Below are 15,517 nucleotides of genomic sequence, written 5' to 3' on the forward strand. Positions count from 1 at the left end.
ATTTTTGGCACGCTGTTGAGTTCTCAAGGAACGGACGCTTCCTTCGTACTCACCCTCGCGGGCTTTCCTCCGGGCGCTTCCCTTCGGTCTTGCGTTTCCGACTCTATCAGACCGTTTCCCGATCCGATTTCCTCGGTGCTTTCCAGGATCCCGCTTTCGCGTTTCCCTTTCCGGCGCTTCCGACTTTATCAGAACTTTCGAGCCGGACTGACCGGCCGCTCATTTCCGATTCATCGGGAGTGGCTTCTTCGAAATCGATGTTTCCGAGAAGCAGACAGATGCTCACCGCTGCCGACCGGACTAGATCCAGTTCCAGGCAACTGTTCGAATCTACCTCCCCACTTGGTCCGTGTCAACGGCTCTTGTGGGGCGAAGGAGAGACTAACAGCTCAGGAGGTGTGTCCGCACATCAGGCGGCCATCGGCACCGTGGCGCTGCGGTCCGCTGTGTCGACGTCACCCGTCTCCCCGGCACGGGCTGCTCGGCCGCCCAGGACGAAGACGTACACGAGGAAGGCGAGCTCTACAGCGACCCCGATGCCTATTCGGGCCCAGGTGGGCAGGCCCGACGGGGTGACGAAGCCTTCGATGGCACCTGAGACGAAGAGGACGAGCGCGAGACCGATCGCCATGCCCACTGCGGCACGGCCTTCCTCGGCGAGGGCCGTGCGTCGGGAGCGGGGGCCTGGGTCTATGAGGGTCCAGCCGAGGCGGAGGCCGGTTCCGGCGGCCACGAAGACGGCCGTCAGTTCGAGCAGGCCGTGTGGGAGGACGAGGCCGAGGAAGGTGTCGAGTCGGCCGGCCGAGGACATCAGGCCGAAGCCGACCCCGAGGTTGAGCATGTTCTGGAAGAGGATCCAGAGGACGGGCAGGCCGAGGAAGACGCCGAGGATCAGGCACTGAGCTGCGGCCCATGCGTTGTTCGTCCAGACCTGGGCGGCGAAGGACGCCGCGGGGTGGCTCGAGTAGTACGTCTCGTACTGTCCCCCGGGACGGGTGAGTTCGCGCAGCTCACTGGGGGCCGCGATGGTGGCCTGCACCTCGGGGTGGGTGCCGATCCACCAACCCAGGAGGACGGCGACAACCGTGGACAGGAGCGCGGTGGGGACCCACCAGCGGCGCGATCTGTAGACCGCGGCAGGGAAGCCCTGCGTCAGGAAGCGTGTGACGTCGCGCCACGAGGCGCGTCGGGTGCCTGTCACCGCGCTACGCGCGCGCGCCACGAGTTGGCTGAGGCGTCCGGTCAGCTGGGGATCGGGGGCGCTGGACTGGATCAGCGAGAGGTGAGTGGCCGTGCGCTGGTAGAGCGCGACGAGTTCGTCGACCTCGGCGCCGGTGAGGCGGCGTTGACGCTTGAGGAGAGCGTCGAGGCGGTCCCATTCGGCTCGGTGGGCAGTGACGAAGACGTCGAGGTCCATCGGTTTGCCTGCTCCTCGGCTGCTCGTCGGCGGCTCGTCGTGGTGTCAGCTTTTCGTACTGCGGCGCGATGCGCCCTCAGCTTGGCAGACTGACCGTTCACGGGGCAGGCCAGGGGAAGGACTACGGGCGTGAGTGAGCTTGTGACGGGCGAGGCGGTGGCGCTGGAGTTGCGTCCCGCGAGGCTGCCCAGCAGGGCGCTTGCAGTGTTGCTCGACCTGGTCGTGGCCATGGTCGTCTACGTAGTCCTGACCATCGCTCTGGTCGCTGCCACGGCTTCGCTGGACGACGCGGCGCAGATCGCGGTGTCGATCGCGACCTTCGTACTGGTGCTGGTGGGCGGGCCGATCGCCGTCGAGACGCTCAGCCACGGTCGGTCGCTCGGAAAGATGGCCTGCGGGCTGCGAGTGGTGCGGGACGACGGGGGGCCGATCCGGTTCCGGCATGCACTGGTTCGGGGTGGGATCGGCGTGGTCGAGATCCTGATGACGTTCGGGGTCGTCGCCTGCATCGCATCCCTTGTGTCGGCTCGTGGGCGGCGGCTCGGCGACGTGTTCGCCGGGACTCTCGTCGTTCGGGAACGGGTGCCCGTGGCGCGGACCGGCTTCCTGCCTCCGCCGCCGCCCTGGCTGGCCGGAAGGTTCTCGGGGCTTGATCTGTCTGCGGTTCCCGACGGGTTGTGGCTCGCCGTCCGTCAGTATTTGACGCGGATGCAGCAGCTGGACCCTCAGGTCGGCTGGGCCATGGCGGAGCGGCTCGCTTCGGACCTCTCGGCTCGTACGGGGACACCGGCTCCGCAGGGCGTTCCGCCGGCGGTGTATCTGGCGGCTGTGGTGCAGGAGCGCCAGGCCCGCGAGGCACGACGGGCCTTCGCGAATGGATCGGTGGTGGGGAGTCCGGCTGCGGGTGGGCAGTCTGCGGGTGCCGTACGCCTAGGTGGTGCGCCGGGCTCCTACGAGCCTCCGGCCGGATTCCCTCCGGTGGTGGCTCCGCCAGCCGCTCATGTAGCGCAGCCAGCTGCGGTCGGGCAGCAGGCTGAGGCGCCGACACACGAAGCTCCGGCACGCGAGACCGCACAGACCGCACCGCAGGATGCGACGACGACCGGGCGTCCGGCCAGTGGCGCGAGCGGAACCGCCGAGTCCACCGGGTTCGTACCCCCGGCGTAGCCCCGTCGCGGCCGCCGTCGGCCGACGCACGAGCCGCATGGTCCGGCGAACGTCCAGCTCAGGTGAATGTGGACGGCGGCGATTCGAGGTCTTCGAGCTCGACGCCGGGCGCCGCGAGCACCACGTCGCCGGCGATGTGTACGGCGTGCTGCTCACCCGTGTCCAGGGCTGTGACCTGGTATTCGTCCACGGTCAGAGGGGCGTTGTCAGTGGCGTGTGTTTCTCTGTTCACCAAGGCCCAGGACTGGTCCACGGTGCGCGGGGCGAGGACGGGGTCGGTGAAGGCGACGAGGCGTACGCGGGTTGCTGTGGCAGAGGGGGTGAGGCGCAGGAGACGGGTGGTGGCGATGAGGAACGCGGGGGATGTGCCGGTGAAGGCGTGGGCGCGGACGTTGCCTTCGCTGGCATGGGCTCCGGTGGGGTCCGTGCGGACCCACGTGACGCCGTCGAGGGCGGCGCCGCGGACCTGCCAGCCCGCGGCGTGGAGTTCGAGGCGGATGGGGCGCCCCAGTTCGTCGAGGGCGAGGTCGACGGAGCCCCGGTGATCTCCCGCAGGGGTGGTGAGTTGGGAGACGTAGCGCCAGCCGGAGGGGCCGGGGGCGCAGTGGAAGTGCTCGTCTGCGAGGGGGGTGTGATCGTGCGGATCGTGGAGCGAATAACGGCCGCGGGGCATGAGGGTCCTGGGTCTTGACGGGCTGGTCCGGCCGCAGCGGCCAAAGGGGCAGGCCCCCGGCACGGGGGTGCGGGGGCCTGCCTCGGAGGAACTGCTGCGGGTGAGCGTGTCAGCGCACCGACGCGCTCACCGCAGCGGCGCCGAGCCGCTCAGTAGCGGTAGTGGTCCGACTTGTACGGGCCCTCGACCTCCACGCCGATGTACGCGGCCTGCTCGGGGCGGAGCGTGGTCAGCTTCACGCCGAGCGAGTCCAGGTGGAGACGAGCGACCTTCTCGTCGAGGTGCTTGGGCAGCGTGTACACGCCGGTCGGGTACTCGTCGGGCTTGGTGAACAGCTCGATCTGGGCCAGAGTCTGGTCCGCGAAGGAGTTGGACATCACGAACGACGGGTGACCGGTGGCGTTGCCCAGGTTCAGCAGGCGGCCCTCGGACAGCACGATGATCACCTTGCCGTCCGGGAACTTCCAGGTGTGGACCTGCGGCTTGACCTCGTCCTTGACGATGCCCGGGATCTTGGCGAGGCCGGCCATGTCGATCTCGTTGTCGAAGTGGCCGATGTTGCCGACGATCGCCTGGTGCTTCATCTTGGCCATGTCCGAGGCCATGATGATGTCCTTGTTGCCGGTCGTGGTGACGAAGATGTCGGCCTTGTCGACGACCTCGTCGAGGGTCGTGACCTGGTAACCGTCCATCGCCGCCTGAAGGGCGCAGATCGGGTCGATCTCGGTGACGATGACGCGGGCGCCCTGTCCGCGCAGGGACTCCGCGCAGCCCTTGCCCACGTCGCCGTAGCCGCAGACGACCGCGGTCTTGCCGCCGATGAGGACGTCGGTGGCGCGGTTGATGCCGTCGATCAGGGAGTGGCGGCAGCCGTACTTGTTGTCGAACTTCGACTTGGTGACGGCGTCGTTCACGTTGATCGCCGGGAACAGGAGGACGCCGTCACGCTGCATCTCGTACAGGCGGTGGACGCCGGTGGTGGTCTCCTCGGTCACGCCGCGGATCTCCGAGGCGAGCTGGGTCCACTTCTGCGAGCCGTTGGTGATGGTGCGGTGCAGGAGTTCGAGGATGACGCGGTGCTCGTCGGACTCGGCGGTGTCGACGGAGGGGACCTTGCCGTCCTTCTCGTACTCGACGCCCTTGTGGACGAGGAGGGTGGCGTCGCCGCCGTCGTCGAGAATCATGTTGGGGCCGCCGGTGGGGCTGTCCGGCCAGGTCAGCGCCTGCTCGGTGCACCACCAGTACTCCTCCAGGGTCTCGCCCTTCCAGGCGAAGACCGGGATGCCCTGCGGGTTCTCGGGCGTGCCGTTCGGGCCGACGGCGATGGCGGCGGCCGCGTGGTCCTGGGTGGAGAAGATGTTGCAGGAGGCCCAGCGGACCTGCGCGCCCAGGGCGACCAGGGTCTCGATGAGGACGGCGGTCTGCACGGTCATGTGCAGGGAGCCGGTGACGCGGGCGCCGGCCAGCGGCTGCGTCTCGGCGTACTCCTTGCGGATCGCCATCAGGCCGGGCATCTCGTGCTCGGCGAGGGTGATCTCCTTGCGGCCGAAGTCGGCCAGGGAGAGGTCGGCGACCTTGAAGTCCTGTCGGTTGTCGACAGTCGTCATTGCGAGCTGCTCCTCGGGGTTGGGGCGAGGTGGGTACGGCTGGTCTGCGCGGCGGCGGACACAGGGGTGCCCGAAAGAGGACACAGGCATGCCCGCGTGCGCGCAGCGCAGTCCGTCGGAGGCCCTCTCTCCCTCGGTCGGTCCGCAGTGGGACCGCCCGACCGCCATCAGCAGCGACGTCTGGCTCCGTCCCAAGCTACACCGGTCGGCCCGGCGGCCCCCAGTCCGCCTTCGAACACATCGCGCCGATCGGGACGTGTGGCGGGCGCTGGTCGCGAGGGTTGGGGGGAGCGATAACAGGTCACCTACGAACGGGAGAGCAGGAGGCAGCAGACCAGGTCGAACAGGGACTTTCGTGCCTTTGAGCCGGGCGGCGGGTGTTGCAGGATGCCAGGAGATCGGGAACCACTGATCGATCTTGCGGGGCGTCCGGGACGGCGCTTCGTGCGACAAAGGCGTTAGGAGATCGAAGTGACCAATCCGGCCGGCCCTCCCCCCATGGGCGGCGGCGATGGCGAGCAGAGGCGGCTGAAGCTGCTCGCGGTGACCGCATGCCCGACCGGCATCGCACACACGTACATGGCTGCGGAGAAGCTCGCGCAGGCTGCCGAGAGCCGTGGCATCGGCATGAAGGTGGAGACCCAGGGATCCATCGGGGCTGAAAACATCCTCGGCGACAACGATGTCAGAACCGCGGACGGCGTCATCGTCGCCGCGGACAAAGACGTGGACCTGAGTCGTTTCGCGGGCAAGCGGGTTCTCAGGGTCGGGGTGGCCGAGGGCATTCGCCACCCCGAGCGGCTGATCGAGCAGGTGCGGTCGGCGCCGGTGTATGAGCCCGGTAGCGCTGCGGCGGCTTCGGCGGCGGGCGGTGGCAGGGAGCGGAGCGTCACGTACAAGGCGCTGATGAATGGGGTCAGTTACATGATCCCGTTCGTGGTGGTCGGCGGATTGCTGATCGCCGTCTCGCTCTCGCTCGGTGGGCACGCGGACCCCTCCGGTGGTCTGGTCATCCCGAAGGGCTCCTTCTGGATGGACGTGAACAACATCGGGGTCATCGGCTTCACGCTGATGGTGCCGATTCTGTCCGGGTACATCGCGTATGCCATCGGTGATCGGCCTGCGCTCGTGCCGGGCATGATCGGTGGCTGGATCGCCAACACCGGGTCCTTGTACGGCTCCAAGGCGGGCGCGGGGTTCATCGGGGCGATCGTGACCGGGTTCCTTGCCGGGTATCTGGTGCTGTGGATCAAGAAGTTCAGGGTTCCGAAGTTCGTGCAGCCGATCATGCCGATCATCGTGATCCCGATCGTGGCGACGACGGTGCTCGGGATGTTCTTCATCTACGTCATCGGGAAGCCGATCTCGTGGGTGTTCGAGCATCTGACCAGCTGGCTCAGTGGAATGACGGGCACCAGCGCGATCCTGCTCGGCGCGATTCTGGGGCTCATGATCGCGTTCGACATGGGCGGGCCGGTCAACAAGACGGCCTTCCTGTTCGGCGCGGGACTCATTGCGACCGGCAACCAGACGGTCATGGGGATGTGCGCCGCCGCTATCCCGGTCATGCCGCTGGGGCAGGGGTTGGCGTCGCTGATAAGGAAGCGGCTCTACACCGAGCAGGAGCGGGAGACCGGTCTCGCGTCCCTGTTCATGGGCTGTTTCGGTATCTCCGAGGGGGCGATCCCGTTCGCGGCGGCGCGGCCCGCGCAGGTCATTCCGGCCAACATGCTCGGCGGCGCGGTGGCCGGTGCGGTCGCCGGTGTCGCCGGGGTGAAGGACGCGGTGCCGCACGGTGGGCCGATCGTGGCTGTGCTGGGCGCGGTCAGCGGCGTACCGATGTTCTTCGTGGCGGTGGTGTTCGGCACGGTGGTCACGGCGCTGACCACCGTGACCCTGGTCGACATGAGTGAGCGCAGGCGGCGCGGTGCGCCGGTGGCCGTCGTGGGCGTGGTTGGTGCCGAGCCCGCGCTGGTCCCGGCGGGCGTGGCGGTGTCGTCGGCAGGTTCGGACGCGCGTGCCGGCGTATCGACGCAGACCGTGGGTGGATCCATGCTGCCCACTTCGGGCTCGGTCTCAGTAAGCGGCCCCGCTCCTGAGGCCGAGCCGGCCGAGTCCGCCGAGAGCGGCGATGACGTCCTCTCCGGCTACCTCACCCAGCAGACCGTCAAGGTCCGGCTCGACGCGCAGGAGAAGGAGGCTGCCATCCGGGAGATGGCGGAGCTGCTGGCGCGGAGCGGCAAGGTGGCGGATGCGGACGAACTCGTGCGGGCGGCGCTGCGGCGCGAGGAGCAGGGTACGACCGGGCTCGGCGAGGAGATCGCGATTCCGCATGCCAAGACGGACGCGGTGACTGCGCCGGTCGTCGGGTTCGCTCGGTCCGCAGAAGGCGTGGAGTGGGGGTCGTTGGACGGTACGAAGGCGCGGCTGGTGTTCGTGATCGCCGTGCCGGAGGCGGCCGCGGGCGATGAGCACCTGCGGATTCTGGCGCTGTTGTCACGGAAGTTGATGGACGCCGGGTTCCGGGAGCGGCTCTTGGCGGCCGGGGACGAGCAGGCGGTGCTCGGCGTGCTGAGCGAGATCCGGTAGCCGGTTCAGGGCCTGCGTCCTGGCGAGGGCGCAGGCCCGCACAGCCGGTTCGCAGAGGGCCGCTACCCTCTGCGCGGCGCGGATGTTCCGCGTGGGGAGGGAGTGGCGATGAGCAGGGCGCGGAAGCTCGGGATCTGGGCGGGGGTGCTGGGGCCGCTGGGGGTGGTGCTGGTCGTTGTGGCGCTGTTGAGCCTGTGGACCGGCTACCACGGCACCACGGTCGCCAGCGACAGCATGTCGCCGACCTACACACAGGGGCAGCAGCTGGTGTACGAGCGTATGGACGGGACCGGCGTGCGGCGCGGCGACGTCGTGCTCTACTCGGCGCCGGAGCGCTATCAGGGCGCCGTCGTCATGCAGCGCGTCATCGGAGTGGGCGGCGATCACATCGTCTGCTGCACGGGCGGAGGCGAGGACGGGCGGCTCCTGGTGAACGGCAAGCCGCTCGACGAGCCGTACGTGTCGGAGGGCATCGCCGACGGAACGCATCAGTCGTACGACGTGCAGGTGCCCGAGGGTCGGCTCTTCGTGCTCGGTGATCACCGGTTGAACTCGCGGGACTCGCGGGCCTTTCCCGACGATCACGGTGGAACAGTGCCCGTGAGCGCGGTCCAGGGCCGTGTGACGGACGACTACACCGTGTTCGCGCTGCTCGGGGCGGCCGCGCTGGTGGGGGTCCTGATGGCGCTTACCGGGCTCGGGCTGGGGATCGCGGCCGTGGCCGTACGGAAGCGTGTCGTCGTGCCCCCGCCCCCGCCCTGGGCCGTACAGGTGTGATGACGGCCGACGGGGCCCGCCGAGCGTTCGGCGGGCCCCGTCGTCGTACGGCGGAAAAGGGTCAGTGGCCCGCGGGGTGCGGTGCCGGTCCCCCGGGCGTGGCCTCGCGGTCGGGGCCCTTGGCGGCCTCGGCCTCGCTGTAGATGTCCGGCTCGAGGTAGATGACCCGGGCGATGGGGACGGCGGCACGGATGCGGGCCTCGGCAGCGTTGATGGCGGAGGCTACCTCGGCGGCCGTGTCGTCGTGCTGGACGGCGATCTTGGCGGCGATCAGCAGCTCTTCGGGGCCGAGGTGGAGCGTGCGCATGTGGATGATGCCGGTGACCGTGTCACCGTCGACGATGGCGGCCTCGATCTTCTGGACCTCCTCGACGCCGGCGGCCTCGCCGAGGAGGAGGGACTTGGTCTCGGCGGCCAGGACGAGGGCGATGAGGACGAGCAGGATGCCGATGCAGACCGTGCCGATGCCGTCCCAGACGCCGTCGTCGGTGAGCAGGGCCATGCCGACGCCGCCGAGGGCGAGGACCAGACCGATGAGCGCACCGAAGTCCTCCAGGAGGACGACGGGCAGCTCGGGTGCCTTGGCGCGGCGGATGAACTGCGACCAGGACAGCTTGCCGCGCAGCTCGTTCGACTCCTTGATGGCCGTGCGGAACGAGAAGCCCTCGGCGACGATCGCGAAGACGAGGACGCCCACCGGCCAGTACCAGTGCTCGATCTCGTGCGGGTGGCGGATCTTCTCGTAGCCCTCATAGATGGCGAACATGCCGCCGACGGAGAAGAGGACGATCGAGACGAGGAAGGCGTAGATGTACCGCTCGCGGCCGTAGCCGAAGGGGTGTTGCGGGGTGGCCTCGCGCTGGGCCTTCTTGCCGCCGATCAGGAGCAGGGCCTGGTTGCCGGAGTCGGCGAGCGAGTGCACGCCCTCGGCGAGCATCGACGAGGAGCCGCTGAACGCGAACGCCACGAACTTCGATGCCGCGATCGCGAGGTTGGCGCCGAGTGCCGCCACGATCGCCCTGGTGCCGCCTGACGCGCTCATGTGTCCGCGTTGTCCCTTCGCCTTCGTACGTACGCCGTCCGGGGCCCCGCCTCGTCGCGGCTTTGCCCGTCCTTTGCCGGTGGGCCATTCTTGCAGCCCTGCCCGACGACGGCGCGTCAGGTATCCACAACCCCGGTCATACGATCGCACCGATCCGGAATCACACGACCACCGTGGCCCGGAAGACCGTGCCGGCTCCGGACACTTCCGCCTTCTCGCCCGCCGGGACGAAGACCGACCGGCCGGGGCGCAGTTCGTGTTCGCCCGCCCGCACGGCACCGGCCGTGCAGAGCAGGATCTGCGGGGTGGCGCGGGTGAGGTCGTGGGCGGAGCCGCCCTCGGGGAGGACGTACCGCGACAGCCGGAATTCGTCGATCGGCGTCTCGTAGACCTCCTCGCCGTCCGGGGACGCCTCGGGACGCAGCACTCCGGGGTCGCCGGCCTCGAAGCGGACGATGCGCAGGAGTTCGGGGACGTCGACGTGCTTGGGGGTCAGGCCGCAGCGCAGGACGTTGTCGGAGTTGGCCATGATCTCGACGCCGAGGCCGTTGAGGTACGCGTGCGGGATGCCTGCGCCGAGGAACAGGGCCTCGCCCGGCTGCAGACGGACGTGGTTGAGGAGCATCGCGGCGATGACGCCCGGGTCGCCGGGGTAGTGGTGGGCGATGTCCGCGTAGGGCGCGTAGTCGCCGCCGAGGCGGGTGCAGGCGGCCGCGGCTTCGGCGACCGTGTGGTGCATCTCCTCCGGGTCGGCGGTCAGGATCGCCGTCAGGACCTCACGCAGGGCCGCGTCCTCGGGGTGGGCGTGCAGCAGGTCGACGTACGGCTTGAGGGAGTCGACGCCGAGGCCGTCCAGCAGGTCGGCCGCCTGGAGCGGGTCGCGGAAGCCGCACAGGCCGTCGAACTCGGTGAGCGCGCAGATCAGTTCGGGCTTGTGGTTGGCGTCCTTGTAGTTGCGGTGCGGGGCGTCGACGGGGATGTTCCGGCGCTCCTCGTCCTCGTAACCCTCCTTCGCCTGCGCCAAGTTGGGGTGCACCTGGAGGGAGAGCGGGGCGCCCGCGGCGAGGATCTTGAGGAGGAAGGGCAGGCGGGGGCCGAATTTGGCGACGGCGGCCGGGCCGAGTTCCTTCTCCGGGTCCGCGTCGACGACCTCGACGAGCGTGCCGCGTTCGGTGCGCGAGGGGGCGCCGGGATGGGCGCCCATCCACATCTCCGCCTGCGGTTCACCGGTCGGTTCGACACCGAGCAGGTGCGGGATCGCGGTGGTCGAACCCCAGGCGTAGGGGCGGATGGTGTTGTCGAGGCGGTCCATGCTGTGTCTTCGTCTCCGTACGTACGCCGCTCGGCGGGCGCTGGTCAGTGGGCGCGGGTTGCGCGGGTCAACGTCAGGCCCCCGAGGCGAGCGCCAGGTAAACGGCGGCGAAATCCGTGATGGCGATCAGTTCGGCGAGGGTCTCCAGTTCGTCGCCGGGTTCCGGTTCCAGCTCGCTGATCGGCGTGTCGTGGCTGAGGGCCAGGTCACGGGCGGCGGGGGCCGCGGTGAGGCCGCCGATCGGGCGGTCGCGGAGCAACACCACGCGCGCGTGCAGGGCGGGTGCTTCCTCTACGCGGTCGCGGAAGAAGTCGTCCGGGTCGGCGCTGGCGGCGAGCGGACCGGCCAGCAGGGCGCTGTGTGCGGCGAGTGCCTCGGGGAGTTCGGCCACGACCGCCGGGCGGCCGGCGAGTTCGGCGAGGGCGGCCGCGAAACGGCGGCCCGCGGCGCCTGCCGAGACGCCCTCGGTCCATACGACGGGCAGCGCGTCGGCGAGTTCGGCGGCGAGCGTCTTGGCGGGGTTGCTGTAGGTCGCGATGGCGGGGCCGCAGCGTTCGGCGATGTGGTCGAGGCGGTCGGCGATCTTCTCGACGGCCTCCGGCGGGGCGGTGACCAGGCCGGTGCGGTCGAGAAGGGCGAGGAGGGGCGTGAGCAGCGCCCACAGGACGCCGGGGGCGGATGCGGCGAGCTCTTCTTCGTCCTGCTCGTACGGGGCTGTCGCCATCGGCACGAAGAGGCCGTGGGCGCCTTCCACCGCCTCGATGAGCGGGGTGCGGGCGGGGGCGACCGCGACGACCGTGCAGCCTCGGCGGTAGGCCGCGTCGGCGAGCAGGGACAGGCCCGGTTCGGTGCCGTCGGGAGTGGTGATCAGGAGCAGGTCGACGCTCCCGGCCCAGCCCGGGAGCTCCCAGCGCAGGGCGCCCGCGGCGGGGGCGACGCCGGTGGGGGCGAGGCGGATGACCGGGCTGCCGGGGCCGGCGAGGGTGCCGAGGAGGTCGGCGGCGCAGATCGCTGCGGCGCCGGGGCCCGCGATGAGGACCGCGCGGGGGCGGCCGTCGGGCTTGAGGTCGTTGACGCCGGCCTCTGCGGCGTGCCGCGCGGCCGTGCGGACGCGGGCTCCTGCCTCGGCGGCGCCGCGGAGCAGGCCGCGGCGGTCGGCCTCCGAGAGTGCCTCGGGGGTGTCGAGCAGCGATTCGTCGAGCATGGGCGGCAGCCTCCGATCGCCGGGGGTTCCTTGAGTGCGCGCCAGGGGTCGTACGCGCGCCGGGGCTTCGTGCGCAGGTGCCTGCGTGCGGTGCCTGTCTGCGCAGGTGGCGGGGGCGGCGTCAGGCGGGGCGGCGGGCCTCGTCGACGAGCAGGACGGGGATGCCGTCGCGGACGGGGTAGGCCAGGCCGCAGTCCTCACCCGTGCAGATCAGCTCGGATTCCTGCTCCTTGAGAGGGGCGTGGCAGGCCGGGCAGGCGAGGATCTCCAGGAGGCCGGCTTCGAGCGGCATGGGTGTGTCCCTTCGGGGAGGTGCGGTTGCGCTTGCTTGGGCGTGTGCGTGTGCGGATGTGCCTGGTCAGCGTACCGCCGTGGGGGGCGGGGTGCCGGGGTTGGGACGGGGTCGGGTCGGGTGGCTGTGGGAGCCCTGCGGCGGAGTCGCTGATGGATGCAGTCGCCCCCGCCGCCCTTACCCGTCCCGTCCCCAGGGGCTCCGCCCCTTCGACCCCGCCAGGGGCTCCGCCCCCTGGACCCCCGATCGGCCTGAACGGCCTCGTCCTCAAACGCCGGACGGGCTGAGAGTGGTCAGGCTCGGATGATGGCCAAGGCCTCGTCGCGGATCTTTGTCATCGTTGCCTCGTCCCTCGCCTCTGCGTTCAGACGCAGCAGCGGTTCGGTGTTGGAGGGGCGGACGTTGAACCACCAGTCGGTGGAGGTGACCGTCAGGCCGTCGAGTTCGTCGAGGGCTACGTCCTCGCGGGTGCCGTACGCCGACTTGATGGCCGCCAGGCGGTCGGCCTGGTCGGCGACCGTGGAGTTGATCTCGCCGGAGCCGACGTAGCGGTCGTACTCGGCGGTGAGGTTGGAGAGGGGGCCCGTCTGGCCGCCGAGGGCCGCGAGGACGTGGAGGGCGGCCAGCATGCCCGTGTCGGCGTTCCAGAAGTCCTTGAAGTAGTAGTGGGCCGAGTGTTCGCCGCCGAAGATCGCGCCCGACGTCGCCATTTCGGCCTTGATGAAGGAGTGGCCGACTCGGGTACGGGCCGGGGTGCCGCCGTGTTCGCGAACCACCTCGGGGACCGACCAGGATGTGATCAGGTTGTGGATGATCACGCCCTTGCCGCCGTTCCTGGCCAGCTCCCGCGCGGCCACGAGGGCCGTGATCGCGGACGGCGAGACCGGGTCGCCGTGCTCGTCGACGACGAAGCAGCGGTCCGCGTCACCGTCGAAGGCGATGCCGAGGTCGGCGCCCTCCTCGCGGACACGCTGCTGCAGGTCGACGAGGTTCGCCGGGTCCAGCGGGTTCGCCTCGTGGTTCGGGAACGTGCCGTCGAGTTCGAAGTACATCGGGACGAGGGTCAGGGGCAGGCCCGCGAAGACCGTCGGGACCGTGTGGCCGCCCATGCCGTTGCCCGCGTCGACCACGACCTTCAGGGGGCGGATGGAGCTCAGGTCGACGAGGGAGCGGAGGTGGGCCGCGTAGTCCGACAACGTGTCGCGCTGCGTGATGGTTCCCGGCGTCGCGGCCGGTTGCGGAGCGCCCGACTCCGTCCACTGCTCGGCCAGTTCGCGGATCTGGGCCAGGCCCGTGTCCTGGCCCACCGGCGCCGCGCCCGCGCGGCACAGCTTGATGCCGTTGTACTGCGCCGGGTTGTGGGAGGCCGTGAACATCGCGCCCGGCAGGTTCAGGGCGCCCGAGGCGTAGTACAGCTGATCGGTCGAGCACAGGCCGATCTCGGTCACGTCGACGCCCTGTGCGGCCGCCCCGCGCGCGAAGGCACGCGACAGACCGGGGGACGACGGCCGCATGTCGTGGCCGATCACGATCGCGTCCGCCCCCGTCACCTGGACGAAGGCCGCCCCGAACAGTTCGGCCAGCGACTCGTCCCACTGGTCCGGGACCACCCCGCGTACGTCGTACGCCTTCACGATCTGCGACAGATCAGCAGCCACGGCCAACCCTCCTGAAGTCCTATCGGTCGCCTCAAACTACCCGTACCGGTTGGCCGTGCGCTGCGCCGACTCCGAGTGGACCCCCAGCCGTAATCTCAGGTCAGAGCCGGGTGAGAAACCGGGAAGAGTCGGGGCAGGATCCGGGAAGAGTCAGGGCAGCATCCAGTCCAGGACCGGTGAGCTCTGGCCCATCACGATCAGGCACATCACCAGCAGCAATCCCGCACTCCAGGGCAGCACCTTGCGCAGCAGATCCCCCTCGCGGCCCGCGAGGCCCACGGCCGCGCATGCGATGGTGAGGTTCTGCGGCGAGATCATCTTGCCGAGTACGCCGCCCGAACTGTTGGCGGCTGCCAGGAGTTCGGGGGACAGGCCGGACTCGTGGGCGGCGGTCACCTGCAGGGCCCCGAACAGGGCGTTGGCCGACGTGTCCGAGCCGGAGACGGCCACCCCGAACCAGCCCAGGACGGGCGAGAGGAAGGCCAGTCCGGCTCCCGCCGCCGCCACGAAGTGGCCGATGGTGCCCGCCTGTCCGGAGAGGTTCATGACGTACGCGAGCGCCAGCACGGACGTCACGGTCAGGATCGCGAACCTCAGCTCGTGCACGGTCGCGAGCCACTCCTTGACCGCCACGCGTGCGTGCACGCCGAGTACGACCGCCGTGCAGACTCCGGCGAGCAGCACGAGCGTGCCGCCCGTCGACACGATCGGCCAGGTGAAGACATTGCCGCCGACCGGCTTCCCGTCCGGCCCGGCGACCTCCAGGAACGGCCAGTCGTACGTCTGGGTGGCCCGGGCCAGCCAGTCCTTGACCGCCGGGATCTGGGCGACCGAGAAGATCGCGACGATGAGTGCGTACGGGGCGTAGGCGCGCAGGACTTCGCGGCGCGGGTCCTGCTCGTCCAGTTCCTCGCTGCGTACGCCGGTCAGCACGGACGCGCGTACGGACTCGGTGGCGGGCACGCGCGCGTGCGGTACGGCGACCAGGGCGCCCGCGCCCGCCAAGGAGGCGCCGATGTCGGCGAGTTGGGCGGAGACGTAGTTGGAGGCGGCGAACTGGGCGACGGCGAAGGCGACTCCGCACACCAGGGCGGGCACCCAGGTCTCGCGCAGACCGCGCCGCCCGTCCACCAGCCAGACCAGGACGAGCGGCACCACCAGTGCCAGCAGCGGTGTTTGACGCCCCACCACAGAGGCCACGGAGTCCAGCGGCAGCCCCGTCACCTGCGCGAGCGTCACGACCGGGGTGCCCATCGCCCCGAAGGCGACCGGCGCGGTGTTGGCGACGAGCGCGACGACCGCCGCGCGCACCGGGTCGAAGCCGAGGGCGACGAGCATGACCGAGCAGATCGCGACCGGCGCACCGAATCCGGCGAGGGCCTCCAGGAGCGCACCGAAGCAGAACGCGACCACGAGCGCCTGGATGCGCGGGTCGTCCGACAGCCGGCCGAAGGAGCGGCGCAGGATGTCGAAGTGCCGGGTGCGGACGGTCATCCGGTACACCCACAGGGCGTTGACGACGATCCACAGGATGGGGAAGAGGCCGAAGACGGCTCCCTGGGCGGCGCTGGAGAGCGTCTGGTCGAGCGGCATGCCGTAAGCGAGCCAGGCGACCAGGACGGCCGCCAGGAGGCCTGTCGCGCCCGCCAGGTGCGCCTTCATGCGCACCCCTCCGAGCAGGACCAGGACGATCACCAGGGGCAGGGCCGCGACGAGGGCGGACAGGCCGAGCGAGTCGGCGACGGGTTCCAGTTCCTGGACGTACACGGGCGCCTCCCC

Annotated in this window: 12 protein-coding genes; 3 read left to right on the forward strand and 9 right to left on the reverse strand. The window is 70.1% G+C overall.

Going from position 1 to position 15,517, the window contains the following annotated elements; all coding sequences use genetic code 11:
* Window positions 1-409: 409 nt before the first annotated feature.
* Complete coding sequence (locus ACFY10_RS18460) at window positions 410-1,417, reverse strand: stage II sporulation protein M (protein ID WP_390666195.1); 1,008 nt, start codon at window positions 1,415-1,417, stop codon at window positions 410-412.
* 129 nt (window positions 1,418-1,546) lie between these two features.
* On the opposite strand from ACFY10_RS18460, the gene ACFY10_RS18465 reads away from it, so the two are divergent.
* The gene (locus ACFY10_RS18465; protein WP_390666196.1) at window positions 1,547-2,584 is read left to right on the forward strand and encodes an RDD family protein; all 1,038 of its coding nucleotides are present in this window, start codon (window positions 1,547-1,549) and stop codon (window positions 2,582-2,584) included.
* 58 nt (window positions 2,585-2,642) lie between these two features.
* Here ACFY10_RS18465 and ACFY10_RS18470 read toward each other — a convergent pair whose 3' ends face one another.
* The gene (locus ACFY10_RS18470; RefSeq protein WP_390666197.1) at window positions 2,643-3,257 is read right to left on the reverse strand and encodes a hypothetical protein; all 615 of its coding nucleotides are present in this window, start codon (window positions 3,255-3,257) and stop codon (window positions 2,643-2,645) included.
* Between the two features lie 149 nt (window positions 3,258-3,406).
* Window positions 3,407-4,864 (reverse strand): adenosylhomocysteinase, encoded by a 1,458-nt coding sequence (gene ahcY, locus ACFY10_RS18475; protein ID WP_390666198.1) that lies wholly within the window; start codon window positions 4,862-4,864, stop codon window positions 3,407-3,409.
* Window positions 4,865-5,335: 471 nt separating this feature from the next.
* Here ahcY and ACFY10_RS18480 point away from each other — a divergent pair, with 471 nt between their 5' ends.
* Both ACFY10_RS18480 and lepB read left to right on the forward strand, forming a co-directional pair.
* Entirely contained in the window at window positions 5,336-7,453 is a 2,118-nt protein-coding gene (locus ACFY10_RS18480) for a fructose-specific PTS transporter subunit EIIC (RefSeq protein ID WP_390666199.1), read from the forward strand.
* A gap of 108 nt (window positions 7,454-7,561) precedes the next feature.
* Window positions 7,562-8,230: a signal peptidase I gene (gene lepB / locus ACFY10_RS18485; RefSeq protein ID WP_390666200.1), complete on the forward strand. Its 669-nt coding sequence runs from the start codon at window positions 7,562-7,564 to the stop codon at window positions 8,228-8,230.
* A gap of 61 nt (window positions 8,231-8,291) precedes the next feature.
* Here lepB and ACFY10_RS18490 read toward each other — a convergent pair whose 3' ends face one another.
* The 6 genes from ACFY10_RS18490 to ACFY10_RS18515 form a co-directional block, all read right to left on the reverse strand.
* The gene (locus ACFY10_RS18490; RefSeq protein ID WP_390666201.1) at window positions 8,292-9,272 is read right to left on the reverse strand and encodes a cation diffusion facilitator family transporter; all 981 of its coding nucleotides are present in this window, start codon (window positions 9,270-9,272) and stop codon (window positions 8,292-8,294) included.
* 160 nt (window positions 9,273-9,432) lie between these two features.
* Window positions 9,433-10,584, reverse strand: a complete 1,152-nt coding sequence (gene manA / locus ACFY10_RS18495) for a mannose-6-phosphate isomerase, class I (RefSeq protein WP_390666202.1) — start codon at window positions 10,582-10,584, stop codon at window positions 9,433-9,435.
* A gap of 73 nt (window positions 10,585-10,657) precedes the next feature.
* Window positions 10,658-11,788 carry an SIS domain-containing protein gene (locus ACFY10_RS18500; protein ID WP_390666203.1) on the reverse strand — a complete coding sequence of 377 codons (1,131 nt, stop codon included), beginning with the start codon at window positions 11,786-11,788 and terminating at the stop codon, window positions 10,658-10,660.
* Window positions 11,789-11,909: 121 nt separating this feature from the next.
* Window positions 11,910-12,080 carry a Trm112 family protein gene (locus tag ACFY10_RS18505; RefSeq protein WP_390666204.1) on the reverse strand — a complete coding sequence of 57 codons (171 nt, stop codon included), beginning with the start codon at window positions 12,078-12,080 and terminating at the stop codon, window positions 11,910-11,912.
* 293 nt (window positions 12,081-12,373) lie between these two features.
* A complete protein-coding gene (locus tag ACFY10_RS18510; protein WP_390666205.1) occupies window positions 12,374-13,738 on the reverse strand; it encodes a phosphomannomutase/phosphoglucomutase in 1,365 nt (454 codons plus the stop codon).
* Between the two features lie 150 nt (window positions 13,739-13,888).
* The gene (locus ACFY10_RS18515; RefSeq protein WP_390666726.1) at window positions 13,889-15,505 is read right to left on the reverse strand and encodes an L-lactate permease; all 1,617 of its coding nucleotides are present in this window, start codon (window positions 15,503-15,505) and stop codon (window positions 13,889-13,891) included.
* Window positions 15,506-15,517: the final 12 nt, after the last annotated feature.

Source organism: Streptomyces sp. NPDC001401 (assembly GCF_042895385.1).
Lineage (GTDB): Bacteria > Actinomycetota > Actinomycetes > Streptomycetales > Streptomycetaceae > Streptomyces.